21 protein-coding genes are annotated in these 23745 nt (G+C 64.6%); 3 read left to right on the top strand and 18 right to left on the bottom strand.

Annotated elements, in window-relative coordinates; translation table 11 throughout:
• Positions 1-59: 59 nt before the first annotated feature.
• From AC5YGJ_RS14555 to AC5YGJ_RS14545, 3 genes are read right to left on the bottom strand one after another with little or no spacing between them, the layout of a single operon-like run.
• Positions 60-686 (bottom strand): hypothetical protein, encoded by a 627-nt coding sequence (locus AC5YGJ_RS14555; RefSeq protein WP_496186935.1) that lies wholly within the window; start codon positions 684-686, stop codon positions 60-62.
• On the bottom strand, positions 686-1864 hold the full coding sequence (locus AC5YGJ_RS14550; RefSeq protein WP_107232522.1) for a glutathionylspermidine synthase family protein: 1179 nt from the start codon (positions 1862-1864) through the stop codon (positions 686-688). Before AC5YGJ_RS14550 ends, AC5YGJ_RS14555 begins: the two co-directional genes overlap by 1 nt.
• Positions 1865-1871: 7 nt before the next feature.
• Positions 1872-2441, bottom strand: coding sequence for a DUF1190 domain-containing protein (locus tag AC5YGJ_RS14545; RefSeq protein ID WP_107232523.1), 570 nt, complete (start codon positions 2439-2441; stop codon positions 1872-1874).
• Between the two features lie 475 nt (positions 2442-2916).
• Between AC5YGJ_RS14545 and ilvD the strand changes: the two genes are divergently transcribed.
• Positions 2917-4755, top strand: coding sequence for a dihydroxy-acid dehydratase (gene ilvD / locus AC5YGJ_RS14540; RefSeq protein ID WP_496186934.1), 1839 nt, complete (start codon positions 2917-2919; stop codon positions 4753-4755).
• An 83-nt stretch (positions 4756-4838) separates the two neighbouring features.
• Here the strand turns inward: ilvD and AC5YGJ_RS14535 are convergent, their stop codons facing one another.
• The 9 genes from AC5YGJ_RS14535 to AC5YGJ_RS14495 all read right to left on the bottom strand — a co-directional run bounded on the left by AC5YGJ_RS14535 (position 4839) and on the right by AC5YGJ_RS14495 (position 15420).
• Positions 4839-5222 (bottom strand): hypothetical protein, encoded by a 384-nt coding sequence (locus tag AC5YGJ_RS14535; RefSeq protein WP_496186933.1) that lies wholly within the window; start codon positions 5220-5222, stop codon positions 4839-4841.
• A gap of 188 nt (positions 5223-5410) precedes the next feature.
• Positions 5411-5704: a hypothetical protein gene (locus AC5YGJ_RS14530; RefSeq protein ID WP_496186932.1), complete on the bottom strand. Its 294-nt coding sequence runs from the start codon at positions 5702-5704 to the stop codon at positions 5411-5413.
• Between the two features lie 394 nt (positions 5705-6098).
• A complete protein-coding gene (locus AC5YGJ_RS14525) occupies positions 6099-6440 on the bottom strand; it encodes a hypothetical protein (RefSeq protein WP_146160156.1) in 342 nt (113 codons plus the stop codon).
• Positions 6437-7357 (bottom strand): RHS repeat domain-containing protein, encoded by a 921-nt coding sequence (locus AC5YGJ_RS14520; RefSeq protein ID WP_496186931.1) that lies wholly within the window; start codon positions 7355-7357, stop codon positions 6437-6439. The genes AC5YGJ_RS14525 and AC5YGJ_RS14520 overlap by 4 nt, the downstream gene beginning before the upstream one ends.
• Entirely contained in the window at positions 7347-7568 is a 222-nt protein-coding gene (locus AC5YGJ_RS14515) for a hypothetical protein (protein ID WP_107232528.1), read from the bottom strand. Before AC5YGJ_RS14515 ends, AC5YGJ_RS14520 begins: the two co-directional genes overlap by 11 nt.
• 195 nt (positions 7569-7763) lie before the next feature.
• Positions 7764-8129 (bottom strand): DUF4288 domain-containing protein, encoded by a 366-nt coding sequence (locus AC5YGJ_RS14510; protein ID WP_496186930.1) that lies wholly within the window; start codon positions 8127-8129, stop codon positions 7764-7766.
• Positions 8130-8312: 183 nt separating this feature from the next.
• Positions 8313-9185: a hypothetical protein gene (locus AC5YGJ_RS14505; protein ID WP_496186929.1), complete on the bottom strand. Its 873-nt coding sequence runs from the start codon at positions 9183-9185 to the stop codon at positions 8313-8315.
• Positions 9186-9200: 15 nt separating this feature from the next.
• Positions 9201-10175, bottom strand: coding sequence for an RHS repeat domain-containing protein (locus AC5YGJ_RS14500; protein WP_496186928.1), 975 nt, complete (start codon positions 10173-10175; stop codon positions 9201-9203).
• Positions 10165-15420 (bottom strand): RHS repeat protein, encoded by a 5256-nt coding sequence (locus AC5YGJ_RS14495; protein WP_496186927.1) that lies wholly within the window; start codon positions 15418-15420, stop codon positions 10165-10167. The genes AC5YGJ_RS14500 and AC5YGJ_RS14495 overlap by 11 nt, the downstream gene beginning before the upstream one ends.
• Positions 15421-15627: 207 nt before the next feature.
• Here AC5YGJ_RS14495 and AC5YGJ_RS14490 point away from each other — a divergent pair, with 207 nt between their 5' ends.
• Positions 15628-16800, top strand: coding sequence for a DUF418 domain-containing protein (locus AC5YGJ_RS14490; protein WP_496186926.1), 1173 nt, complete (start codon positions 15628-15630; stop codon positions 16798-16800).
• 100 nt (positions 16801-16900) lie between these two features.
• On the opposite strand, the gene dinG is transcribed toward AC5YGJ_RS14490, so the two are convergent.
• The 3 genes from dinG to aroE all read right to left on the bottom strand — a co-directional run bounded on the left by dinG (position 16901) and on the right by aroE (position 20372).
• Positions 16901-19003, bottom strand: a complete 2103-nt coding sequence (gene dinG / locus AC5YGJ_RS14485) for an ATP-dependent DNA helicase DinG (protein ID WP_496186925.1) — start codon at positions 19001-19003, stop codon at positions 16901-16903.
• Between the two features lie 166 nt (positions 19004-19169).
• Positions 19170-19523, bottom strand: a complete 354-nt coding sequence (locus tag AC5YGJ_RS14480; protein WP_249842526.1) for a hypothetical protein — start codon at positions 19521-19523, stop codon at positions 19170-19172.
• A gap of 3 nt (positions 19524-19526) precedes the next feature.
• Positions 19527-20372, bottom strand: a complete 846-nt coding sequence (aroE, locus tag AC5YGJ_RS14475; RefSeq protein ID WP_496186924.1) for a shikimate dehydrogenase — start codon at positions 20370-20372, stop codon at positions 19527-19529.
• A 48-nt stretch (positions 20373-20420) separates the two neighbouring features.
• Here aroE and AC5YGJ_RS14470 point away from each other — a divergent pair, with 48 nt between their 5' ends.
• Positions 20421-21293, top strand: coding sequence for a TolB family protein (locus AC5YGJ_RS14470; protein ID WP_496186923.1), 873 nt, complete (start codon positions 20421-20423; stop codon positions 21291-21293).
• Between the two features lie 112 nt (positions 21294-21405).
• Here the strand turns inward: AC5YGJ_RS14470 and AC5YGJ_RS14465 are convergent, their stop codons facing one another.
• The 3 genes from AC5YGJ_RS14465 to AC5YGJ_RS14455 are packed head-to-tail and all read right to left on the bottom strand — an operon-like array spanning position 21406 to position 23634.
• Positions 21406-21675, bottom strand: a complete 270-nt coding sequence (locus AC5YGJ_RS14465) for a gas vesicle protein GvpG (protein WP_010482214.1) — start codon at positions 21673-21675, stop codon at positions 21406-21408.
• 32 nt (positions 21676-21707) lie between these two features.
• Positions 21708-22697 (bottom strand): porphobilinogen synthase, encoded by a 990-nt coding sequence (gene hemB / locus AC5YGJ_RS14460; RefSeq protein ID WP_496186922.1) that lies wholly within the window; start codon positions 22695-22697, stop codon positions 21708-21710.
• Positions 22698-22716: 19 nt separating this feature from the next.
• On the bottom strand, positions 22717-23634 hold the full coding sequence (locus AC5YGJ_RS14455) for a bestrophin family protein (protein WP_309339377.1): 918 nt from the start codon (positions 23632-23634) through the stop codon (positions 22717-22719).
• Between the last annotated feature and the right edge of the window lie 111 nt (positions 23635-23745).

The raw sequence follows: 23745 nt of genomic DNA, 5'->3' as shown, positions 1-23745 counted from the left end.
CTGCGCTTGACCGGAGCCGAGCATCAACCTACCACGGCGTTGCCGGCCAGCGGCCGGCACTACCCCTGCAGCAATCGCCGCTGCAACCGCTCCACCGCGCGCTGCAGCAGCACCCGGTTGCGGGCCAGCTTCATCCACTGCGGCAGGCGCGAGAACTTCGAACGGTTGTACCCACTGCCCTCGCGCAGCGTGGCCGTGGCGTAATCGTGCAGTGCCTGCAGGTGTTCGGCGTTGTACGCCCACAGCAGACCGGCGGCGGTCTTTTCCACCAACCGCAACGGCAGGCCGAAGTCGGGGTCGATGGCTTCGTTGCCACGCCAGCGCGACAGGGTGACGTCCACATCACTGCTGCGACCACATTGGCTGCAGTCCGCAGCCATGGTCCGCAGCGGCATGGTGGCACGGGCACGACGCACCTCGATGCGTACCCACTGGTGGCCGCAATAACCACACGGCCGGTAACCGCTGTAGCGCACCGGCCCCACCCAGTCACCGGCACCACAGCGGTTGCAGCCACACCCGCCGTCCAAAGCTTCGCTGCACCCCAGACAACGGAAGCGCCGCGCGTTGGAGGGGCCTGTCACCCAGCCCGGCGTATCGCAGCGATGGCAGCGCACCGCCACCCGGTCGGCATAGCGGAACAGGGCACGGCCGTCATCGCGATGGCGCCGCGGCGGCACCACCATCAGACGTAGATCCGCGTCGGCGCCTCATCCACGATCGCGTGCGGCACGAAACGCGCGCTGTCGCGGGTGATCGCGCTGTCGTCCTCGCGGATGCCGATGCCGCAGGCGTGGTCGCCGATCACCCAGCTGCCGATCAGCGGGTAGCCGCCTTCGAAACGGGTGAGCGGATGTGCGCGCTGGATGATCGCGGGGCCATCGTAGGGGCCGTCGCTGCGCTGGGTGCTGCCATCGGCCAGGTGCATCTCGATGTTGGCACCTTCGCGCGAGAACAGCGGCTTGCGCACCCAGCCCGAAGCCAGCGTGCTGCCGTCGTCGAAGTGCGCTTCCAGCAGGTTCGGGTGGCCCACGTTGCGCTGCCACAGCAGCGGCAGGATGCCCTTGTTGCTCAGCACCGCCTTCCATGCCGGTTCCAGCAGCTGTACGCCCGAACCAGGCAGCGCGCGGCCGAATTCCTCGGCCATCAGGTCTTCCAGCGGGTACAGCTTGAACAGCGTGCCGATCACCGAATCGTCCAGCGCGGTGAAACGGCCGTCCTCGGACAGGCCGATATCCTCGATGGCGATCGCCTGACCATGCAGGCCCGCCTGCGAGGCGCAATCGCGCAGGTAGTCGACCGTGCCGCGATCCTCGTCCGAGCTGCCCACCGCGCTGAAGTACAGCGGCGGCGGCAGCTGCGTGGCCAGTTCGCCAAAGCGTTCGACCAGCGCCTCGTGGATGGCGTTGAACTGGTCGGCGTGCTGCGGCAGGCGGCCGGCGTTGCGCTGGTCCTCCAACCACTGCCACTGGAAGAAGCTGGCCTCGAACAGCGAGGTCGGCGTGTCGTAGTTCAGCTCGTACAGCTTGGCCGGGCCGGTGCCGTCGTAGGCCAGGTCCAGGCGCCCGTACAGGTGCGGCTGGCGCTGGCGCCAGCTGTCGGCGATCCAGTCGCGGTAATGCGACGGAATCGCCAGCTGGTCCATCAGCCGTTCGCTGGCGATGACATCACCTACCAGGTCCAGCGCCATCTGGTGCAGCTCGGCGCTGGGGTCTTCGATGTCCTGTTCGATCTGGCGCAGGGTGAAGGCGTAGTACGCGCTTTCATCCCAGTACGGCTGGCCGTCGATGGTGTGGAAGCGGAATCCCGCTTCGTCCGCGCGTGCCCGCCACTGGGCACGCTCGGCAATCCGGATGCGCTGCATGGGTCGATCAGCCGCCCACGCTGCTGCCGCTGCGGCGGGCGCTGGTGCTGCCAAAGCCGCTGCGGCTGGCGGTGACCGCACGGTTCGGCTCGCTGGTGACCGGCGCCAGGCCGGCCTTGCCGGCGCCGATGCCGCTGGCGGTGTTCAGGCCACCGCTGCCGCCCGGAGCCGGGCGCGCCCAGCCGGCGCTCTTGTCCTGGTAGGCCGGCGACGCCGCCGGCGCCTGCGGGGCCAGGCCACCGCGGTTGCTCAGCATCTGCGACATGAAGAAGCCCATCATCATCGGGCCGATGAACGAGGTGCCGGCCGAGGTGTGCTGCTGCACGCACTGTTCCGGCTTGTAGTCCTGCTCACAGGCTTCCTTGCTGGCGTACTTCGGCGCTGCATCGGCAGCCTGTTTCTGCGCTTCGGCGAAGGCATTGCGGCACGACGACGGATCGCCGGTGGCCTCGGTGCAGGCCTCGACGGAGGTGTACAGGCCTTCCTGCACCTTCACCTCCGGCTCCTTCTGGCAGGCGGTGAACAGCAGCGGCGCGGCGCTCATCAGCAGCAGCGCGGTGGTGCGGGAACGTTTCATGGCCTCATGCCCTATCGACGGATCAATGGCCCAATGATGCCAAATCCGGGCCAACAACCGGAATCGGCAAAGTCCGGAAGATGAACGGACTTTCATTTTCGTCGTCCCCCGAGCTCCATCCACGCATGGCACGGATCTAGCGTGTCGACCAAGGTCGACACCTACCAGAGCAGATCTACGGGCTACCGGCCAACTGTCGAAGGCGGGGTGGGTCCGGTTGCGGGGGCGTGAGCGCCATGGAGGGCGCGACCGAGCCTACAGGGACGTACTTGCGGCGTCCCCCGCAACCGGACCCACCCCGCCATCCCTTGGATAGCCCAGCTGTTGCTGTTGAGGTTGCCGGCCAGCGGCCGGCACTACCGCGGGTGCCGGGCGCAGTCCGGCCGGACCACCTCCGGTGGTTGCAGCAGCAACCGAAAAAATTGGCCATGATCGGCCGACCCCCACGTCGTACGGCCCGCCCGTTCCGCCAGCCATGCCTGAATACCGCTCCCGCACTTCCACCGCTGGCCGCAACATGGCCGGCGCCCGCGCCCTGTGGCGTGCCACCGGCATGAAGGACGGCGACTTCCACAAGCCGATCATCGCCATCGCCAACTCCTTCACCCAGTTCGTGCCCGGCCACGTGCACCTGAAGGACCTCGGCCAGCTGGTCGCGCGCGAGATCGAGAAGGTCGGCGGCGTCGCCAAGGAATTCAACACCATCGCCGTGGATGACGGCATCGCCATGGGCCACGACGGCATGCTGTACTCGCTGCCCAGCCGCGAGATCATCGCCGACTCGGTGGAGTACATGGTCAACGCGCACTGCGCCGATGCGCTGGTGTGCATTTCCAACTGCGACAAGATCACCCCTGGCATGCTGATGGCCGCGCTGCGCCTGAACATCCCGGTGGTGTTCGTCTCCGGCGGCCCGATGGAGGCCGGCAAGACCCAGCTGTCCGAGCACAAGCTGGACCTGGTCGATGCGATGGTGGTGGCCGCCGACGACAGCGCCTCCGACGAGAAGGTGGCCGCGTTCGAGCGCAGCGCGTGCCCCACCTGCGGTTCCTGTTCGGGCATGTTCACCGCCAACTCGATGAACTGCCTGACCGAAGCGCTGGGCCTGTCGCTGCCCGGCAACGGCTCCACCCTGGCCACCCACGCCGACCGCGAGCAGCTGTTCCTGCGCGCCGGCCGCCTGATCGTCGAACTGTGCCACCGCTGGTATGGCGGCGAAGAAGCAAGCGCGCTGCCCCGCGGCATCGCCACCCCGGCCGCGTTCGCCAACGCGATGACCCTGGATATCGCCATGGGCGGTTCCACCAACACCATCCTGCACCTGCTGGCCGCCGCGCAGGAGGCCGAGGTCGACTTCGACCTGACCCACATCGATGCGCTGTCACGGCGCGTGCCGCAGCTGTGCAAGGTGGCGCCGAACACGCCCAAGTACCACATGGAGGACGTGCATCGCGCCGGCGGCGTGTACGGCATCCTCGGCGAACTGGCGCGCGGCGGCCTGCTGGATACCACGGTGCCGACCGTGCACAGCCGCACCCTGGCTGATGCCATCGAGCGCTGGGACGTGGCGGTCAGCAACGAGCAGCGCGTGCACGAGTTCTTCCGCGCCGGCCCGGCCGGCATCCCCACCCAGGTCGCCTTCAGCCAGGCCACGCGTTGGCCCACGCTGGACGTGGATCGCGCTGAAGGCTGCATCCGCAGCGTCGAGCATGCCTATTCGGCCGAAGGCGGGCTGGCGGTGCTGCGCGGCAATCTGGCGGTGGATGGCTGCGTGGTGAAAACCGCCGGCGTGGACGAGTCGATCCACGTGTTCGAAGGCACGGCGCGCGTGTATGAAAGCCAGGACGCGGCTGTGGCCGGCATTCTGGCCGACGAAGTGAAGGCCGGCGATGTGGTGGTGATCCGCTACGAAGGCCCGAAGGGCGGCCCGGGCATGCAGGAAATGCTGTACCCCACCAGCTACCTGAAGTCGAAGGGGCTGGGCAAGCAGTGCGCGCTGCTGACCGACGGCCGCTTCTCCGGCGGCACCTCGGGCCTGTCGATCGGCCACGTTTCGCCGGAAGCGGCCAGCGGTGGCACGATCGGTCTGGTGGAAGACGGCGACCGCATCCGCATCGACATCCCGGCGCGCCGCATCGATCTGCTGCTGGACGAGGCGACGCTGGCCCAGCGCCGCGCAGACGCCGATGCCCGCGGCTGGAAACCGCGCGCGCCGCGACCGCGCAAGGTCACCAGCGCGCTGAAGGCCTACGCCCTGCTGGCCACCAGCGCCGACAAGGGCGCGGTGCGCAACACCGCCCTGCTGGGCGATTGAGTGGCCCTGGGGTCAGAGCCCGGATCGCGGCATGGGGTCGGATCCCTTTCGCAGAAAGGGCTCTGACCCCGTTAGCGCCCCCGTTAGCGCACCTCCATCCGCGCCCCTGCACTCGCCAGCACTTCCAGCGAGGAACGTCGGACGAAAGCCGCGTAGGCATCGCCACGGGTTTCGAAACGCAGGCCCGTGCTGCTCCACGACTCTGGATCGCCTTCCAGCACCACGCCGTGCCTGTCCAGTAATGCGGAGCGGAAGAAGGCATCCAGTGCCCCGTCCCCTGCCTGCAGCAGACATGAGCGAAGGTGATGGTCTTCGACGGCATTGATCGGGATCACCCAGTAGGCACGGTCCTGGCCGGCATCCGGGAAATCGGCGTGGATGCAGAAGGCATAGAACAGGCGGCCTTCATCGGACAGTACGCCCTGGATCAAACCATCGTAGTACTCCGAATAGAACTCAATCTGCATCTACCTGCTCCAGGCCAGCAGGGCTGGCGGCTGTTTTGATGGCGATTAGCACAGTGCCTGCGGCCTCATCCCGGATGAGGCTCCTGGCATTCCGCCGTCTTCATGCCAACAGAAGCCCACAGGCATCCGGTCAGACCACGCGTTATCCAATTGCCTTGGGTGGGTTGTGGCTGACAGCCTGGCTCCTGTCATCCGGTCATGGTTGCGGCCAGGATGAACGCAAGCAGAGTCAATCCAAGAAGAATTCTCATGACCACCATCTCGCGTCGCAGCTGCTGCAATGCCTGGCGCGGTGCTTTGCTTTCCAAACCCAGCACAACGGCCAGATAGGTGGACTGGCCACGCAACCCGAATGCCTCAGGACAGCCCAGAGTCCTCCACAGCTCAGGGTAAAGCCGAGGAAAGCGCCTGGCGAATCGGAGGAACGCGATCACATAGCAGACGACCGACACGAAACCCACAGCAAAGATTGTCTGAAGCATCATGGGATTTCTCAACGGCTCCTCGGCCCTCGGATGCACCCGCCCTGACCAGTGATGGACCGGACGAAATCAATAATCTCTTCGATCCAGGCACCTCGATGATTGGGCCCAAAGCCTCTGAGGTCCCGAAGAATCGCTGGAGCAGAGATTGGTACTGAAAAGACAGGAAAGCGACTGGTGAATTCAATCAATGGAGTCTGGGAAGGATGCACCAGCACCAGCAAATCGAGCTCTGCGATAGGCTCCTGGGTAATACCAGGCGGCGCTCCATGCACGATCTGGTTGCCTATCGCGTTCCAGCAGCGCTCGCAGTCATAGCGTTCGATCGCGTTGCCGCTAGGATCGTCGATGTAACGCAGAACGCAGCAGCCTCATCCGGCCTCTCGCTCCTCCGTCACGCTGACCAGCAGTACAACGGACTTCCAAAAATGCCGTGAGCTCCAAGCTGCTCGGGCCTTGCTCCCCAAAAGGCATAGAAGAGATCTTCCTTTGCCCGGTACACCAACCAACGCCCCGCGTCCTTCGCGACGCACATCCCAGATATCACCTCACCATCATCAAATCCCGGGATACCTGGTGCCATTACCACCGCAGACAGCTCAAATGGCTGACATGCATTTCGCCTGATGTCATTCGCAAGTTCTTCAAGATATTCGCTCGGACTCACGCCCGCATCTACGTAGACGTCGGCGCCATCGGCCAGACGCGACTCCAACAAATCAATAAGATTGCTCACGGGCCCGACCTCTCTGGCGGCGGAGGCGGCTTGGGATAATGAAGTGTTTCATGAGGCTTTTCACCATTCGCTGGAACATCGATTCGAGGGCCAGAACCTGCATTTCCTGGTCGATAGATTACTCCGTTCTCACCAACTTGCGCCCCCTCCGGCAATCGTGAACCCTCAGGCGCTGGACCGAACTTCCCGCCAGTCAAAGTACCGAAATCCTTCAGTCCATCCCCCACCCCACCATTGTCCGGGGCCAGCGGGCCGTTATTGACACGCCCTCCCTGCTGCCTACTTCCCTTGTCTTCGGTTCCCACCAACCCTCCGGGCAATGCAGGAGCATCACCTTCAGGTGATTGAGACTGCTGCATGGCTGGCAGGATCGACTCAACCGCATTCCGAAGCAGCCTTCCTCCATACACCGTGCCAACGTATACATAGTCCACGGCGCACGCGAATCCGCTGGCGCACTCGATTACGCATGACCTCTCACCACATGTGGCCGACCGCCCATCCGGATCCGTGAACTTATACGGATTCCCATTCGCATACCGATACCGATTGAACTGCCCGACAGGCTGTTCATACGCCGTCACCGGATCAACCGACAGGAACACTCCCAGTTGGGGATCCATGTACCGCTGCTGCATGTAACTCAGCCCAGTAGCCGAGTCGCTCACATGCCCCGTGTACCCGGGCCCGTCCGTGACCTCACCACCGACCAGGGCCCCGTAGGGCTCGTAGTCATAGCGCTTGATCACATTGCCGTTGGCATCGGTCTCGGCCACCACCGAGCCCAGGGCATCGGTATGGATGTAGGTGACCGTCTGGGCCGCGGCAGACCCTGCCCAGAGAAGCCCCAGCAGCACAACACCACAGATCCTTGCGCAGATGGCTGCCGCAGGACGGAAGAAGTGTTCAGACGCCATCCCGGATCTCCAGTACCTGGGTCATCGGAGGGGTGGACCACGGCGAGCATCCACCCGCATTGCACGCGCGCACCTGGTACGTGGTGGCGCAGTAGTTGGTGTTGGCAGCGGTCACGCGGGTCTCCGGACCGGTGTACGCGATGTTGTTGCCATCCCGCAGCAGCTCAAATGAACCGCAGCGGAGAAATGATCGATTGACGAAGATGTTCACGACTCTGCCGCTCGCGACCTTTCGCCTCCCTACAGCCATATCTCTTTCCCAGCAGTCAACGTCCAACCCTCTCGCCTACATGCAGTGGCAGCAGCACCCGCGCTTTTTCGCCACTCAATCGGAGAAATAGAGTGGCGACATTCCAGCCAATCAAATACTGGACCCAAAGCGAGAGCTGCCCCATTAGCCTCCCTACTACTCTCGATAATTGACCGATACAGCCACCCCAGCCGCGAGAGCCTCCACATCAGAAAGATTGGCCACCTCAAATACCGAGTAGGTAACCTCACCTGTCAACTCCCGCAGCTCCGATGAATCTTCCAGATCCGAGTCAACCGAAATGAGCTTTCTGATTCCAGCGAATCGGTACTCGGCCTTCCGCCCCTCGATCTCCAGATGGCTATTTTCACCGACCTGTTCGTACTCGGCCGCCAATTTCAGCGCCCGCAGCATTGCCTTGTCCTCATCATCCGCTGAAACAAGGTAGACGTTCTCATGAACAACGTAGGAACTCTGACCTACATAGCTGTAGTAGAAAATTGCATGTGCGCAATACCACATTCAACACCTCACCCGTTTTCTTCCCGCTTCGACTTGTTCCTGAGGCCCCGAGCCTTCTCCTCCGTCTGATATCGACGCTTGCAAGTAGCATTTGCTCACATTGCCACTGGAATCAATCCCGACTGAACGCGATTACAGTCCGAGCCTCATCCATTGTCTTCCGGCATCTGATGGACAGTCCGCTCAGGGAAATTGCTCGACAGCATTGGCCGCAGCGTCTTCCAGCAAGGGAAGAATTCGCTGCAGGTACTCCGTGTATGCGTGCATCATCAGATCGATGCCCTCAGGCCCCACCCCACCACGGTACCGTCCAAATCCCTTGACCAATGCTTCGCACATGTCGAAGTAGTGCGCCCTCTCGAAACCTCTGCGTAGTTCATCTGAAGTACCTTCCAGATTCAGCGCAGGACAAACCTGTACTTGGATGTTCGCTCCCCAACCACTGAGTGCGTCGAGCGTGCACCACACAATCAGGCATCCACCATGCCTACGAACGAAGAACCCTTCAGGCCTCATTGCCTGGGTAGTCCTGTAGCCCAGCGAACTGAACATTCCTTTGACTTCTCGCCGCACTGACTTCGGGTCGACGGTAGTTCGCTGCGAAAGCCCAAGGCGCTGAGCCTCAGCCGCCTTCTCACGCCTGACCGCATCAGACATCTCATTGGACCTGCTCCATAGAAGGCGCGCGCGATCGAACTCCCACCCCCAATCCTTCGCAGCAATCAACGGGTCCACGCGTTCGGGACGCGCTGGGTCTTCAAGGTTCAGTCGCGTGACGCCCATGGCATCGAGCTCAGCGTCAAGCTGGCTCGACCGGTACCCCACGGACTCAAAGCGATCTTCGCCTCGGTGAACAGACCACTGGCCAAAGCGCTCCCGTAGCAGTTCCCTCGCAACCCAAGTCGAGCGCAGCCCGCGCCCCTCCACGGGACCATCGAACTCGGTGGAAAGCAGATGCAGCCCGGCATCGTAAAGTGCGAGTGGCACATCTCGAATTTGACTCACCACGTCAGAGTAGACTGACAGTTGTAGTGAAACCTTCTCATCGTGATTCATAGCCAAGTTCGCCTTCTAGTCCAGAACATTCAGTACAGCATTAGGGCCATCGCTATAGTAGATGACACCAGAGTCCGAGCCTACGTCGCTAGGCCCGTAAACATACGAGCCGCCCAACAATGCACCGCCCCATCGCATAGGCGCTGCATTCACCCAGCGCGATTCATCGCCCGGAAAGAGTTCGGCCCAGTTCCCAACTTTTGCCTTGAGCCCTTCGTCCTTCAATCCTTGGACATACCTTGAGAGCTGGACATTGGCTGGCGATCTCAAGCCTGGAAGTGGCATCTGCGACGCCGGTTTGATCTCAAAAACACTCCATACTCCGTCTCGGCCCAGCACCATCAGATCCAGACGTCCGTTTGCACCTCCCGTTTTGACCCGCCTCTCCTTCTGAACTATCCGACCGGGAAGATTCTGAGAAATATCATCCTGAATCACTCGATGAGCGACGGAGCCCCGCCAAGCTCGAAGCCATCTGGAGGTTCTTCCCTCGCCCTCAAGCTGAAAGTCGCGAATTGCGCTATTCGACTGATCCGGAGTGCATGTAGTCCTGAGAACACACGCTTGCCGCCCATCCGGATCCGTGAACTTATACGGATTCCCATTCGCATACCGATACCGATTGAACTCCCCGACAGGCTGTTCATACGCCGTCACCGGATCAACCGACAGGAACACTCCCAGTTGGGGATCCATGTACCGCTGCTGCATGTAACTCAGCCCAGTAGCCGAGTCGCTCACATGCCCCGTGTACCCGGGCCCGTCCGTGACCTCACCACCGACCACGGCCCCGTAGGGCTCGTAGTCATAGCGCTTGATCACATTGCCGTTGGCATCGGTCTCGGCCACCACCGAGCCCAGGGCATCGGTATGGATGTAGGTGACCGTCTGGGCCGCAGCAGACCCTGCCCAGAGAAGCCCCAGCAGCACAACACCACAGATCCATGCGCAGATGGCTGCCGCGGGACGGAAGAAGTGTTCAGACGCCATCCCGGATCTCCAGTACCTGGGTCATCGGAGGGGTGGACCACGGCGAGCATCCACCCGCATTGCACGCGCGCACCTGGTACGTGGTGGCGCAGTAGTTCGTGTTGGCAGCGGTCACGCGGGTCTCCGGACCGGTGTACGCGATGTTGTCGCCATCCCGCAGCAGTTCGTAGGTCGTGGCATTTGGGACAGCGGTCCACTGCGCGTTGCACGTGATCCGGATCGGGGGCCGTGCTGTCTGGATCCGCTTGGTGCTGACCATGCTGGGGGTGGCAGGCGGGAGGGAAACCGTAATGGACACGGTATTGGAGTATCCGCTGCAACCTGCCTGGTTGCAGGCCAGAACGCGGTACGCATAGGTGCCGGTATCGGCCCCCGACACGTTCCTCAATGTCGACCCTTCCCGCTGGATCTCCTGCCAGCCTCCGCCGTTTGCACTCTGCTCTAGGCGGTACTCGGACGCCATCGGCACGGCGTTCCAGCTGACCTGATAGCTTCCGCTGTTGCTGCTGGCAGGCACCGAGACGCTGGTTCCTTGCGGAGGTTGCAGCGAGCTCACGGACACCACGTCGGAGTAGTTCGCTCCCCAGCCAGCCCCATTACCGGCCAGCACCCGATAGCGATAGCTTCCCGTGGACTTGCCCGAGAAGCTCACGGCTTCCGTGCTCTGCTCAGCAACAACGGTCCAGCCGGCCCCCTCGATGCTCTCTTCCACTTTGTAGCGCGTCGCACCGGCTACAGCTGGCCAGGTGACGGAGTAGCTGCCATTGAGGGCCAGCGAAGGCGCACTGACGTTTGCGACAGCCGTGGGGGGATAGTACGACCGGGTGCTCATCACTGCCGATGCCGGACCGCAACCCGCTGTGTTGCATCCACTTACACGATAGCTGTACGTCCCAGCTGCTTTCCCGGAGAACGTGGCCATGAGCGCGCCACTGTTCTGTGCCTGCTGCCAGGCCCCAGCGTCCACCTGCTCTTCGAGTCGATAGCTTGCCGCGCCCGCCACCGCGGTCCAGGAGACAGAGTAACTACCGTTGGGTGCTTCTGAAGGCAGCGCAAGACTGGATGTTCCCGAAGGGGGCTGTTGAACGACGGTGCTGGCGACCACGCTCCAGTTGCTGCAAGCCGTGCCATGACAGGCCTGAACACGATACTCGTAGGTTCCACCTTGCTTGCCAGTTGCCGACCAGGAGCGCGCCGCGCCGCTATAGACCCCAGCCCAAGCACCACCGCCTACCCGCTCCTGCAACTCATACCGGGATGCATTGGTCGCCGCGCTCCAGGTGACGGAGTACGCACCGTTGCTGCTGAACGCGGGTGTGGTGACTGTCGGCGCGATGGGCGCTGTGAACGCCGTTGTCTTGGCAATCAGACTGCCATTGAGATGCACATACTCATATGTCTCACCGGTGCGCTGGTTGGACTGCCATCGCAGTGCGCCATCGTTGCCGTACATCGACAGTATCTTCCCTCCGCTGGTGGTGTCGATGGAGAAGGTGCGCCTGCCATGCCCGTCATAGCGATACTGCTCCTTGCCTGCGGCAGAACGGAGGCGATTGCCGAAATCGAAGATGAAATCCTTTCCGTTCATCCTGGCCAGGTTGCCCTGCACGTCGAAGCTCAGGCCGATTGTCGTAGCGCCCTGATTGTCCTGAACGTTGGTGAGCCGATTGCTGCTGTCGTAGAAATAGCTGTGTTGCTTGCCGCCGCCCAGCTTCGCGCTGCGGATGTTGTCCAGAACGTCATAGGTGTACTTCATGACACCGTCCCCACCAAAGGACGGTGACGATGCCTGCACCAGACGATCAAGGCCGTCGTACTGCATCGAGCGGCTGCGCGCGGAATCGATACCGTCGGCGATCAGGGTTACGTTGCCCACCGCGTCATAGCTGTAGGTGTGATTCACAACGGAACTGCCGTCGGCCGCCACCTGGGGCAGCTGACGCGCGTTCTGGCTCATTGAATGCACCACGCCATTTCCGTAGGTGAATCGACTCATTCCTCCATTCGGGTAGTAGCCCACGCCAGTGGCGTAGCTTCCCGCCCTTGTAGCCTGACCAAGTGCATTGGGCGCGTAGTCCACGGCCATGCCACTTGGATAGACGATCGCGCTGAGGGCAGCGTTGGCATCGTAGCCATAGCCGAGACTCAAGGGCGCCGCATCGGTCTGGGCCAGCGTTTCCGCAGTCAGCAGTCTCCGGCGGTTATAGGTGTACGTGGTAGTGGCCTCCGCGCCGGCGTCATTGCGGGAGACTATCTGGGCTGGCTTCCCATCGTTGGTGTAGCTCCACGCTTGATTGCCTTTGCCATCCGGGAACACCAGCGTCTTCAGGCGATTGCGCGCGTCAAAACTGCGATCGGCGCGCCGCCCCGATGCGTATGCGGCGTCAGCGTCGCAACTGCTTGCCGACGGCAATGCAAGTCCTGACGCACTCCACGCCAGATTTCCCGCAGCGTCGTAGCCGAAGGCCGTCGCCCCTGTTTCGGGTTCGATGGACTTGCAGAGCTGTTGCTGCGCGTCATACACGTAGGATCGTGTTACGCCCTGTGAGCCATCGGCATTCCGTCGCCGGATCGTCGTCGGCTTGCCGAACACGTTGCGCACGATATCGGTAAAAGCCCCCTCTGGATGCTGGATCGCCGTGACGGATGAGTACTCTGGAGTGTCGAATGCCTGGAACCGCGATATGGTGACCTGGCCGCGCGGATTGGTAACACGGGTCTGGTTGTCACCGATGTACTGCGTGGTCGTGGTGAGCAGACCCTGCTCGCTGTCCTGCGACGTCGATGTCGTTCGCCCAAGTACGTCGTACTCCGTCCAACGCCCTGCACTCAGGGCATCCGATGCCCCTGGATAGGAGGCGAATACCTCCCTGCCGAATTCATCGTATGCAAAGCGCCGAAACCGCTGCGTACCATCTACATTCGACGCGTCGTACTCCCGCGAGAGCACCGGACGCCAGAAAGCATCGAAGTACGTCTCCTTTCGAAGATTTCCAGTGGCGACCGTCTGCTTCCAGTGCCCGGCCGCCAAACCGTACGCCGCCCCTGCGCTCGGTGCGAAGGACTGGTTCAACGCGTTCCACGCAACCGTATCGTTTGACGGGTAGGCAATGCTGGCCACTCGCCCCATGCGGTCATAGCCGTAGCTGGTGGTGAAGCCATTCTCATCGACAGTCGAGGTAATCCAACCGCTATCGTCAACGGTTGCCGCGATACTGGTTCCGTCGGCATACCGGATCGACTGGGGTGTCCCACGCTTCCAGCTGCTGAGCGTCGTGGTGTTGCCGGCACCATCTGCCACGGTTGCAACCGTTCCGTCACCGTAATAGGAGAGCGATTGCGTCAGCTTACCGAACGACCAGGTCTGTAGCGGCATGATTTTCGGATCGAAGCTGACCTGGGATTCGACCAGTCCGGTATCGAGGTTGGTCCTCTTGGCGACCGCGCCGAGAATCCACCCGGCCCGGTCATCGCGATACTCCGTGACGTCCGTCCTGCTGTGCCAAGGATTGCTGCGGGTGACGCTGACAGGACGTGCGAGATCATCAAAGCTGTTCACCACGGACCGGTAGGTCGCGCCGTCCTGCTGGACGATCGTGCCCGTCACGGGTCGAACCTGCAGCTGGCCCGGATCATCACCACCCACGTGCAGGCCATAGGTCGCCCTGAACGGTTGGCCGGCAGCCTGAGCGTCGCTCATCGTCTCGGTGGTACGCGATGAGATCAGCGTGCCCGCCGCGTTGTAGACATCCGTGCCTACCAGCTGGCCATCATTGTGGTGGTACAGGAAGCCATATCGATGAACGGTCCTGGAGCCATCAGGCTCCATCACCGTCGTGTCCTTCACCTTCGGACATGTCGCGCAGGGATACGGCACGGGCTGGCCCTGACCCACCAAAGGCTGATTGGTCCGCGTGTAGTTGTAGGTCCACTTCAGGGGAGCGGACAGGCCGGGACCACTGATCTGTTTCTCAGTCAGCGACATCACGTCGAATCTGTTGGGCGTGCGCAGAACGTAGTACCGATCCGACCCGCTGACATTTGCGACGCACTCGCTTCTCTGTACCCCTGAGCGGTAATGCCGCATGTTCTCGAAGGAGAACACCGCTGTAGCACCAGAAGGGTGGACCGATGTCACCTGATAGTTCGCGGGCAATGTGCCGGGACCACTGGCGCAGTTGATGCCCGTCTCGCCGTCCCAGTAGTCGAAGCTCGGCCTCAGATTACCTGCGTATGCGTACTGCCAGCGGCTTCCGTCAGGAAGGGTTACACCGGACAGAAGACCCGCACCATCGTATTGATAATTCCAGGTACGGCCGTTGGCCGTCGCGGAAGCAAGGCGGTCGCCCGCATACGCCATGTCCACGCGACGAATCTCACCGGTAGCGTCGGTGGCGATGATCGACGTCGGACTCCCCTGGCCGTTGTAGCTGTAGTCCAGCCGATTCCCGAATCGATCCGTCACCTTCGTGGCAAGGAGATAGACCTTTGTCCGAGTCAGCGATACCGGAGGATGCATCGGGCCTCGGGATTGCCGCATGGTGCCGGCGAACCGGGTCACCGCAAGATTGAAATCGTATCTGATGCCCTCCGTGGTCAACATGGAAAAGCCCTCGCCACTCATGCCACCCAGCATCGGAATGCAGTTGAACGCATCGCGTTCCCTGCTGGTCCATCGGCGTGAGACACCATCGGCAGGCTGTGGTACGCCGGCCTCTGCGAGAAGCATGGCGCGATCGCCGCCTCCCGGCAGGTGGACCGTATTGCCCTGCCATATATCGAATATGCTCATGGGGCCGCTGAACGAAATTGCCGGCGCTGCGATGACGGAGCAGCGCTGATCCGTAATTCCGCCGCTGGAGTTGAGTCCTCGCCAGAGATTGGCTGCGTCGAAGGTGCCGGATATGTAGGGAACGTCGACGTCCCAGTTGCCAAGCCCCGTCAATTTCGGCGTCGTCAACGGCTCGCCAGGCCCATAGGGCTGTACGTCAATCGTGAGACGTCGGGTCAGACGGATCGGGAGACCAGATCCCGCAAGCTCGACGTCGGTTACGGAGAACTCCGTCACCCCGTTGTAGAGACTGATGCTATCCCCCATCAGACCATCTTTAAGCGCCGTCAACGACTGTGCCGTTTCTATTCGCTTGTTGTATTCCTGATACGGCTCAGCGGCCCAGATCGGCCCACTTCCAAGCGCTGCAATCAATACGATCCACTGAAGCAAGTGACGCTGATCATTCTTCATGCCCGTTCCCTGGAAAAAGTGTCTACCAGAAACCCACGATTGCACCATCGGCGCAGCGCATTCGAACCGGCGTACCCCCGGGCCGAACCGCACCTTCCCCTTCCGCCCAATGTTCGGCCAGCCAGTTCTATCCGATTCCCCCACACCCGGCAATCAGACAACTCTGAAACCGCAATCCCGATACGCCCATCCGTTACCCTGCCCGGCATGACCCAACGCCCGCCGCGCCTGCCCCTCATCGACGCCCTGCGCGGATTTGCGCTGCTCGGCGTGTTCCTGGTCAACCTGCGCTTCTTCTCGCTCGACGCGCTGATGACCGAGGCCGCGCAGCAGGCCCTGCCCAGCGCTGCGCTCGACCATGCCCTCCGTACCGGCATGGAGTGGCTGCTGGACATGAAGGCGATCACCCTGTTCTCGCTGCTGTTCGGCATGGGCGTGGCGATGCAGATGGAGGGCAACACCCCAGGCCGGATGGCCGCGCACCTGCGGCGGATGGCCGCGCTGCTGGTCATAGGCCTGCTGCATTCGGTGCTGCTGTGGTGGGGCGACATCCTGCTGGTGTATGCGGTGGTCGGCCTGCTGCTGCCGCTGTTCCGGCACCTCGGTGATCGCGCCCTGCTGGTCAGCGGCGTGGCCGTCGCCCTGCTGCTGCCGCCCCTGCTGTCGCCGTGGATCCGCGACTGGGTGGCCCTGCTGACCCCACGCGCACAGATGAATGCCATGGCGCTCGATGCGTTGGCCAACGGCACTCTGGCCCAGGCGTGGTGGCGCAACCTGCAACTGGCGGCGTGGCTGAAGCTGAGCAACTGGGCGTTGCTGTTCTTCGTGCTCGGGCGCTTCCTGCTGGGCTACTGGGCTGGCCGTCGCGGCCTGCTGCAGCAGCCGCAGGCGCATCTGCCGCTGCTGCGTTCACTCGCCGCAGGTGGGCTGCTGCTGGGCGCCGCGTTCCTGTGGGTCGATGCTACGGCCGATGCACTCAAGCAGGCCTGGCCGGCGTTGCGCGGTGGTGTACCGGGCTACCTGCTGCGCGTGTCGTACCGCGTTGCACCACTGGCACTGGGCATCGCGGCGGCGGCGACCTTTGCCCTGCTCTATCTGCGTCCTTGGGCTGAACGCGTACTGCGCGTGTTCGTTCCGGCCGGGCGCATGGCACTGAGCAACTACCTGCTGCAGAGCGCGATCTGCGTGCCGCTGTTTGCCGGCTTCGGGCTGGGCATCGGCCCACTGCACGGGCTGTGGCCGGTGCTGCTGGTAGCGGCCGTGGTGTTCCCGCTGCAATTGTGGGTGAGCGCGTGGTGGCTGCGCGGCCATCGCTTCGGGCCGGTGGAATGGCTGTGGCGCAGCGCCAGCGAAGGGCAATGGCTGCCATTGCGGCGGTAGGAAAGGGGACGGAGGGGATTAAGTCGTTTGTGCCTCAAACGACTTAATTCCCTCCGTCCCCTTTTTTCCGCCGGGCATGGCCCGGCGCTACCGGAGCGCCTCAGCCAATCACGCGCTTGAACGGCGGCAACGCGTCGATGATGCGCTTGCCGTAACGGCGGGTCAGCAGCCGCGAATCGAGAATGACCACGCGGCCGGTGTCGGTGGAGGTGCGGATCAGACGGCCGGCGAACTGGGTCAGCGTGCGCAGTGCGTGCGGAATGGCAATCAGGTTGAAGGCATTCAGCCCGCGCCCCTCGAACCATTCGCTGAGCGTGGCGGTCTGCGGGTCGGTCGGCACCGCGAACGGTACCTGGGTGATCACCACGGTGGTGCAGGCCTCGCCGGGCAGGTCGAGGCCTTCGCCGAACGAGTTCAGGCCGAACAGCACCGAGCCCTCACCTGCCGCGATGCGGCGCAGGTGTTCGTCGATCAGGCGGGTCTTGGACATCTCGCCCTGCACCAGCACCTGCTTGCGGCGCGCGGCCGACATCAGGCCGGCCACCTTCTCCATTTTCCAGCGCGAGGTGAACAGCACCATCGAACCCTTTGCCCAGTCCAGTTCGGTGTCCAGGTAGAGCGCCACTTCGCGCGGATGGCCTTCGCGGTCGTCCGGGGTGACCGGGAACTTCGGCACGATCAGCTCGGCCTGGTTGGGCAGGTCGAACGGCGAGGACAGCGAGACCATCTCGGCCTCTTCGGGGATGCCGTTGTCGATCGCCAGCGACTGGAAATCGCCACCACCGGTCAGTGTCGCCGAGGTCATCACCACCGAGTCCACTTCATCCCACAGCAGCTTGCGCAGCACGTGCGCGGCCGATACCGGCGAGCCGTGCAGCACCAGGTCGCCGTCGCGGGTGGCGGTGACCCAGCGCGCCATCGGCGGCGCGCCGTCCTTGTCCTCGCGGCGCCAGGCCTGCCACAGGTTGTACTGCTGTTCGATCATCTCCAGCGCCATGCCCAGGTTGCGCTGCAGGCGCTCGCGTGCGGCATCGTCCGGCTTGCCCTTGGCCACCTGCGCGGTGGCCGCATGCGCCCAGTTGTAGAGGCTGCGGGTATCGTCGGCCAGTGCTTCGATCGGCTCGCGCCAGGCCTCGGGCAGGCGGCCGTTGGCGGCGCGCCACATCGGTTCCTCGTCGGCCGGCGCCGGCATCCACACCCGCTCGATGTGGTCACGGAACGCGCGCAGCTGCTTGGCCACGTTGCTGGCCACCTCGATCGCCTCGTTCGGCAGCAGGTTGCCGAGGCGGTCCTTGTCGACCGCGCGGTAGGCGCCGGCGATCAGGATCTGCAGGCGGCCGGTGCGCTTGGCCATTTCATCCAGCGCCAGGCTGGCCGCGCCCTGGTCGATGGCCACATTGCCGATGTGATGGCCTTCGTCCAGCACCAGCAGCATGTCCGACGGCGCGGCGATCAGTGGCTGGCCGTTGTCGCTGTCGCCGATCGACAGTGCCGACAGCAGCAGCGCGTGGTTGGTGACCACGATCTGCGCATCACGCACCGTGTTGCGCGAACGCAGCACCGCGCACTGCGCCGAATACGCACAGCGGCGCCCGGCGCAGCCCGAGGCCGGCGTGGTGATGCGGCTACGCAGGCCGGGGCTGATGGTCTCCGGTGCGTTGTCGATGTCGCCATCCCAGCTGCCGCCGGTGAAGGCGTCGGTCAGCCGCTTGGCGATGTCCATCTCGATCGGCGCCAGCGGCCGGTCGAACAGCGGCGCGTCATCCTCGAACATGCCGCCCTGCGAGCCCTCGCCCTGCGCCTCGGCGGCATTGCGCGTGCACAGGTAGCGGGTGCGGCCCTTGGCCAGCGCCACGGTCGCTTCCAGGCCGGTGGCCTTGAGGAAATTGGGAATGTCGCGCTCGACCAGCTGCGACTGCAGCGCCACGGTGCCGGTGCTGATCACCAGCTTCTTCTTGCTGGCCAGCGCGATCGGCACGCCCGCAGTGAGGTAGCCCAGGCTCTTGCCGACGCCGGTGGGCGCCTCGACCACGCCGACGCCGCCACTTCTGGACAGCGCGCGCGACACCACGCCGATCATCTGGCTCTGCGAGCGGCGGGTGGAAAAGCCGGGCGTATTGGCCTGCAGCGTCGTGTACGCCTTGCGGATCGCGTCCTTCAAGGGGTCATCGAGCGTGCGCGGAGCGGCGACAGTTTCGGTCACGCCGGGAACTACCGTGGCTGGATCAGGCCGGCCATTGTCGCATGGCCGGCCGGGTTCACCGCCGCTGGCAGCCTGAACGGGCCAGCGACGACGCCCGCTGGCGGTCACGGTCGAATGGCCGCGCCGTGGGTGGGGCAGATGCGCCGGGCCGGGCCGGCGCCAACGGTCAGGCCGCCGGGATCGTGCGGGTGCGCAGCAGGCGCACCAGCGCCCACACCAGCAGCACCACGCCCAGCGCCTCGACCATCGCCAGCGCGAAGTGCAGCACGCCGAGGATGGTGCTCAGGCTGGACACGGCACTGAAATCACCACTGCGCACCATCCACATCGGCAGGATGCCCGCTGCCATGCCGCCCAGGCTGGCCAGCAGCAACAGCAGCAGGCCCACCAGGGCACCGGTGCGGGTGGCATCGCGCGGTGCGCCCACCACCCAGACCAGGCCGACGCACAGCGCGATCAGCACCGGCAGGCGCACGCCCACCAGGCTCAGCACCGTGATCAGCAGGGTTGCGTTGTCCATCGCTCAGTCCTCGCCAGCCAGCACGGCCGCACCCTGGCGCAGCGACTGGTAGACCTCATCAGTCTGCGGGCGCACCCCGTGCCACTGCAGGAAGCTCTCGGCGGCCTGTTCGACCAGCATGCCCAGGCCATCGACGGTATTGCGGCACTCCGCCGCGCGCGCCCAGGCCAGGAAGGCGATGGCGGCTTCGCCGTAGTTGAGGTCGACGGCGGTGGTCATCGAGTTGACCAGCGACAGCGGCAGCTTGAACTCGACGTCGCGGTCGCGGCCGGCCGAGGTGGCGTTGACGATCAGTTCGAAATCGCCCAGCTCGCGCAGGTCTTCCCAGTAGCGGCTGATCGCGCGGCCCGGCTCACCCATCGCATCGATCAGTTCATCGGCGCGTTCCGGCGTGCGGTTGACCACCACCAGTTCGGTGATGCCGGCATCGAGCAGCGCCGGGGCGACGCTGCGCGCCGAACCACCGGCGCCGATCAGCAGCATGCGGCGACCGCGCAGGTCCAGGCCGTGGCGATCGGTCAGGTCGCGCACCAGGCCGATGCCATCGGTGGTGTCACCGTGCCAGCGGTCGCCCTTGCGCAGCAGCGTGTTGACCGAGCCGGCGCGGCGCGCGCGCGCGGTCAGCGTGGTGCACACCGAGAACGCGGTTTCCTTGTGCGGCAGGGTGACGTTGGCGCCGACACCGCCCTCGGCGGCGAAGGCCTCCAGGCCGGCCAGGAACGCTTCCGGGGCCAGGTCGATCGCGCGGTAATCCACCGCGACGCCTTCCTGGCGACCAAACGCAGCATGGATCTGCGGCGACTTCGAGTGGGCAACGGGGTGTCCGAAGACGGCGTAACGGTCGGTCATGGAATCCTCAAGCTGGCTAGACTGATGCTCTTTCGTGCACGGACCTGGATGATGCGTCTCACCCCGCCCCTGCTGGTGCTCACCGCCAGTCTACTCTCTGCCCCCGTGGCGATGGCGTTGAACGAGTACGGCATCGAAGGCATGGGCGTGGTCTCCACCCGCGCCGACGAGGGCCGCGCCACGATCAGCGCCGATGGCCAGCGCATCGTCTTCGCCCGCCACGGCGAGGCCGGCTGGGGCCTGTGGCAGGCGCGCGTGGTCGACGGCCGCTGGCAGCAGGCGCAGGCGCTGCCGGTGGACGTGGCCGGCGAGGTGGTCGATCCGTACTTCAGCCGCGACGGGCGCTGGCTGCTGTTCGCGGCCGGGCGCGATGGCGCGCTGGCGCTGTACCGGGCCGCGGTCGCCGCCGATGGCCAGCTGGGCGAGGCGCACCTCCTGGCGGGCGACGGTGGACGCCGCGAAGAACGCGGGCCGGCCCTGAGCGCGGATGGCCAGCGGCTGCTGTTTGCACGCCAGCAGGGACGTGGCGCCGGCTGGGACCTGTTCGTGGCAACGCTGGACGCGCAGGGCACGCGTGGCCCGGCCGGCGCACTGACCGCGTTGAACACTGCCGACGACGAGACCGACGGCGACTGGCTGGGCAACGACGGCGCGGTGGTGTTCAGCCGTGGCAGCGGCGCGAACGCGCAGGTGTGGAGCAGCAGTTGTGCGTGGAGCGGCGTGGCGCTGCAGCCGCTGGGGCTGTCGTTCAACCAGGCCGGTGGCTGGACCGGCGCGCCGGTGATCGACAACGCCAAGCCGGGCGAAATGATGGTGGCCAGCAGTGCGGCGAAGGCGCCGCGTGCCGGTGGCGTGGACGTATACCGGTTGGCGGTGCCGAAGGCGGTGGCGGTGCCGGGGTGCGTGCCGGGCGCACGCTGACGGCGCTGCCGGTAGATCCACGCCATGCGTGGATGATCGTTCGGTAGGTGCCAACCTGGGTCGGCACGTGTGCAAGCGCCAACCCAGGTTGGCGGCTACCAGAACGCGGGGGTCAGCGCGACAACACCTTGGCGCGCTGCTGCTCGTACTCGACCTCGCTCAGCTGGCCGTTGTCCTTGCGCTGGTTCAGCGCGGCCAGTTCGGCCTGCACGCTCTCCGGCAGGGCCTGCTCACGGGCCACGTGGCGGGCGGCCGAGAGCTGCTCTGGCGGGCGCTTGCCGGCCCGCCAGGCGGCGATGAAGACACCGACGATGATGGCGCCGAACACCAGCGTACCGATGCCCCAGATCAACCATTGCATCCATCCCAGTTCGGGTCCCATCGCGCATTCCTCCGTCTATCGAGGCGCTATTGTCAGCGCTCGCGCAGCCATCGCGCCACCTGCGGCGCGAAATAGGTCAGCACGCCATCGGCACCGGCGCGCTTGAAGCCCAGCAGCGACTCCAGCACGCAGGCGCGCTCGTCCAGCCAGCCATTGGCGAAGGCGGCCTTCATCATCGCGTACTCGCCACTGACCTGGTAGGCGAAGGTCGGCACGCCGAAGGTCTCCTTCACCCGGCGCACCAGGTCCAGGTAGGGCATACCCGGCTTGACCATCACCATGTCGGCGCCTTCTTCCAGGTCCAGCGCGATCTCGCGCAGCGCCTCGTCGCCGTTGGCCGGGTCCATCTGGTAGGTCTTCTTGTCGGCCTTGCCGAGACTGGCCGCGCTGCCCACCGCATCGCGGAACGGGCCATAGAACGCCGAGGCGTACTTGGCCGAGTAGGCCATGATGCGCACGTTGAGGTGGTGCTCGGCATCCAGCGCGCGGCGGATCGCACCGATGCGGCCGTCCATCATGTCCGACGGCGAGACGATGTCCGCGCCGGCTTCGGCATGCGACACCGACTGCTTGACCAGCGCCTCGACGGTGATGTCGTTCAGCACGTAGCCCTTGTCGTCGATGATGCCGTCCTGGCCATGGGTGGTGTACGGATCCAGCGCCACGTCGGTCATCACCCCCAGTTCCGGGAAGCGCGACTTCAGCGCGCGGATCGCGCGCTGGGCCAGGCCGTCTTCGGACCAGGCGGCCGAAGCGTCCAGCGACTTCAGCGACGGGTCGATCACCGGGAACAGATCGATCACCGGAATGCCCAGCTCCAGCGCCTCTTCGGCCACCTTCAGCAGCTCTTCGATCGACAGCCGCTCCACGCCCGGCATCGACGGCACTGCGGTGCGGCCGGCCTGTTCGTGCACGAACACCGGGTAGATCAGGTCGTCGGTGGTCAGCGTGTTCTCACGCATCAGGCGGCGCGAGAACTCGTCGTGGCGCATGCGGCGCGGGCGGTACAGCGGATGGGACATGGCAGGCTCCGAGGAGTGGCTATTGCAACAGGTAACCCTGCGGCAGCAGGGGTTCGGGCAAAGGGCGTTCGCCGAGCGCGTCGAGCTGGTCGATTTCGATGGTGCGCACCAGCGCATCCAGCGGCAGGTCGTTCGGCTCCAGGCCGAACGGGTCCTCCATTTCTTCGCCCAGCTGGTCCAGGCCGAAGAAGGCATAGGCCAGCACCGCCGACAACACCGGCGTACCCCAGCCCAGCGAGCTGGCCAGGCCGAACGGCAGCAGCACGCAGAACATCCACGCGCAGCGGTGCAGCAGCAGGGTGTAGGCGAACGGCAGCGGCGTGGTCAGGATGCGCTCGCAGCCAGCCTGGATCGACGACATCGCGTGCAGGCGCTGTTCCAGCTGGGTGTAAAGGATCGGGTCCAGTTCGCCGCTGCGCAGCGGCTGGGCCAGTTCGGCGGCGATCATCGCCAGCAGTGCGTCAGGGACGTTCTCGCGCTGGCCCAGCTGCTCGCGCTGCGGCTTGTCCAGCCAAGGCACGGCCGCCAGCGCCACCACCCGCCCGCGCAGGCGCGCCGCCAGGGCATGGGCGAAGGCCGTGGTGAGGTAGGCGATGCGACGGCGGCGGCCTGCATCGTCAGGCAGCAGCAGGTGCACCTGGCGGGCCAGCGAGCGCGATTCGTAGACCAGTTGGCCCCACAGCTTGCGGCCTTCCCACCAGCGGTCGTAGCAGGCGCTGTTGCGGAAGCTGAGGAAGATCGACAGGACCAGGCCGAGCAGGGTGAACGGGGTCACCGAGAAGCGCTCGATGCCGGTCGGCGGCGCCAACTCCACCACCGCCGCCACGGCAATGGACAGGATCAGGATGGCCAGCACCTTCGGCGCGATCGCCGGAACGATCGAGCCGCGCAGGATGTACAGCAGTTGCCAGCCGTGGGGACGGGGTCGGATGATCATCGGGCAGCCGCGCCGGGCGCGGATTCACAGGCACGCGGGGGGCTCGCGCAGTCATTCATTGTACGCCCCTGCCCGGCCACCGGCCGTGTGCCTGCGACGCCCGGTCGCACC

The sequence above is a fragment of the Stenotrophomonas sp. CS3K5 genome, assembly GCF_059515225.1.
Note: the sequence above shows the minus strand (reverse complement) of the source record. Positions and strands in the feature narration are given on the sequence as shown.

Bases quoted from the DNA above. Each gene is read 5' to 3' on its own strand.
- AC5YGJ_RS14465 (WP_010482214.1), bottom strand. From the start codon at position 21,675: ATGGGACCCGAACTGGGATGGATGCAATGGTTGATCTGGGGCATCGGT.
- AC5YGJ_RS14500 (WP_496186928.1), bottom strand. From the start codon at position 10,175: ATGGCGTCTGAACACTTCTTCCGTCCCGCGGCAGCCATCTGCGCATGG.
- AC5YGJ_RS14505 (WP_496186929.1), bottom strand. From the start codon at position 9,185: ATGAATCACGATGAGAAGGTTTCACTACAACTGTCAGTCTACTCTGAC.
- hemB (WP_496186922.1), bottom strand. From the start codon at position 22,697: ATGTCCCATCCGCTGTACCGCCCGCGCCGCATGCGCCACGACGAGTTC.
- AC5YGJ_RS14470 (WP_496186923.1), top strand. From the start codon at position 20,421: ATGATGCGTCTCACCCCGCCCCTGCTGGTGCTCACCGCCAGTCTACTC.
- ilvD (WP_496186934.1), top strand. From the start codon at position 2,917: ATGCCTGAATACCGCTCCCGCACTTCCACCGCTGGCCGCAACATGGCC.
- aroE (WP_496186924.1), bottom strand. From the start codon at position 20,372: ATGACCGACCGTTACGCCGTCTTCGGACACCCCGTTGCCCACTCGAAG.
- AC5YGJ_RS14555 (WP_496186935.1), bottom strand. From the start codon at position 686: ATGGTGGTGCCGCCGCGGCGCCATCGCGATGACGGCCGTGCCCTGTTC.
- AC5YGJ_RS14455 (WP_309339377.1), bottom strand. From the start codon at position 23,634: ATGATCATCCGACCCCGTCCCCACGGCTGGCAACTGCTGTACATCCTG.
- AC5YGJ_RS14510 (WP_496186930.1), bottom strand. From the start codon at position 8,129: ATGTGGTATTGCGCACATGCAATTTTCTACTACAGCTATGTAGGTCAG.
- AC5YGJ_RS14535 (WP_496186933.1), bottom strand. From the start codon at position 5,222: ATGCAGATTGAGTTCTATTCGGAGTACTACGATGGTTTGATCCAGGGC.
- AC5YGJ_RS14520 (WP_496186931.1), bottom strand. From the start codon at position 7,357: ATGGCGTCTGAACACTTCTTCCGTCCTGCGGCAGCCATCTGCGCAAGG.
- AC5YGJ_RS14495 (WP_496186927.1), bottom strand. From the start codon at position 15,420: ATGAAGAATGATCAGCGTCACTTGCTTCAGTGGATCGTATTGATTGCA.
- AC5YGJ_RS14530 (WP_496186932.1), bottom strand. From the start codon at position 5,704: ATGCTTCAGACAATCTTTGCTGTGGGTTTCGTGTCGGTCGTCTGCTAT.
- AC5YGJ_RS14550 (WP_107232522.1), bottom strand. From the start codon at position 1,864: ATGCAGCGCATCCGGATTGCCGAGCGTGCCCAGTGGCGGGCACGCGCG.
- AC5YGJ_RS14545 (WP_107232523.1), bottom strand. From the start codon at position 2,441: ATGAAACGTTCCCGCACCACCGCGCTGCTGCTGATGAGCGCCGCGCCG.
- AC5YGJ_RS14490 (WP_496186926.1), top strand. From the start codon at position 15,628: ATGACCCAACGCCCGCCGCGCCTGCCCCTCATCGACGCCCTGCGCGGA.
- AC5YGJ_RS14480 (WP_249842526.1), bottom strand. From the start codon at position 19,523: ATGGACAACGCAACCCTGCTGATCACGGTGCTGAGCCTGGTGGGCGTG.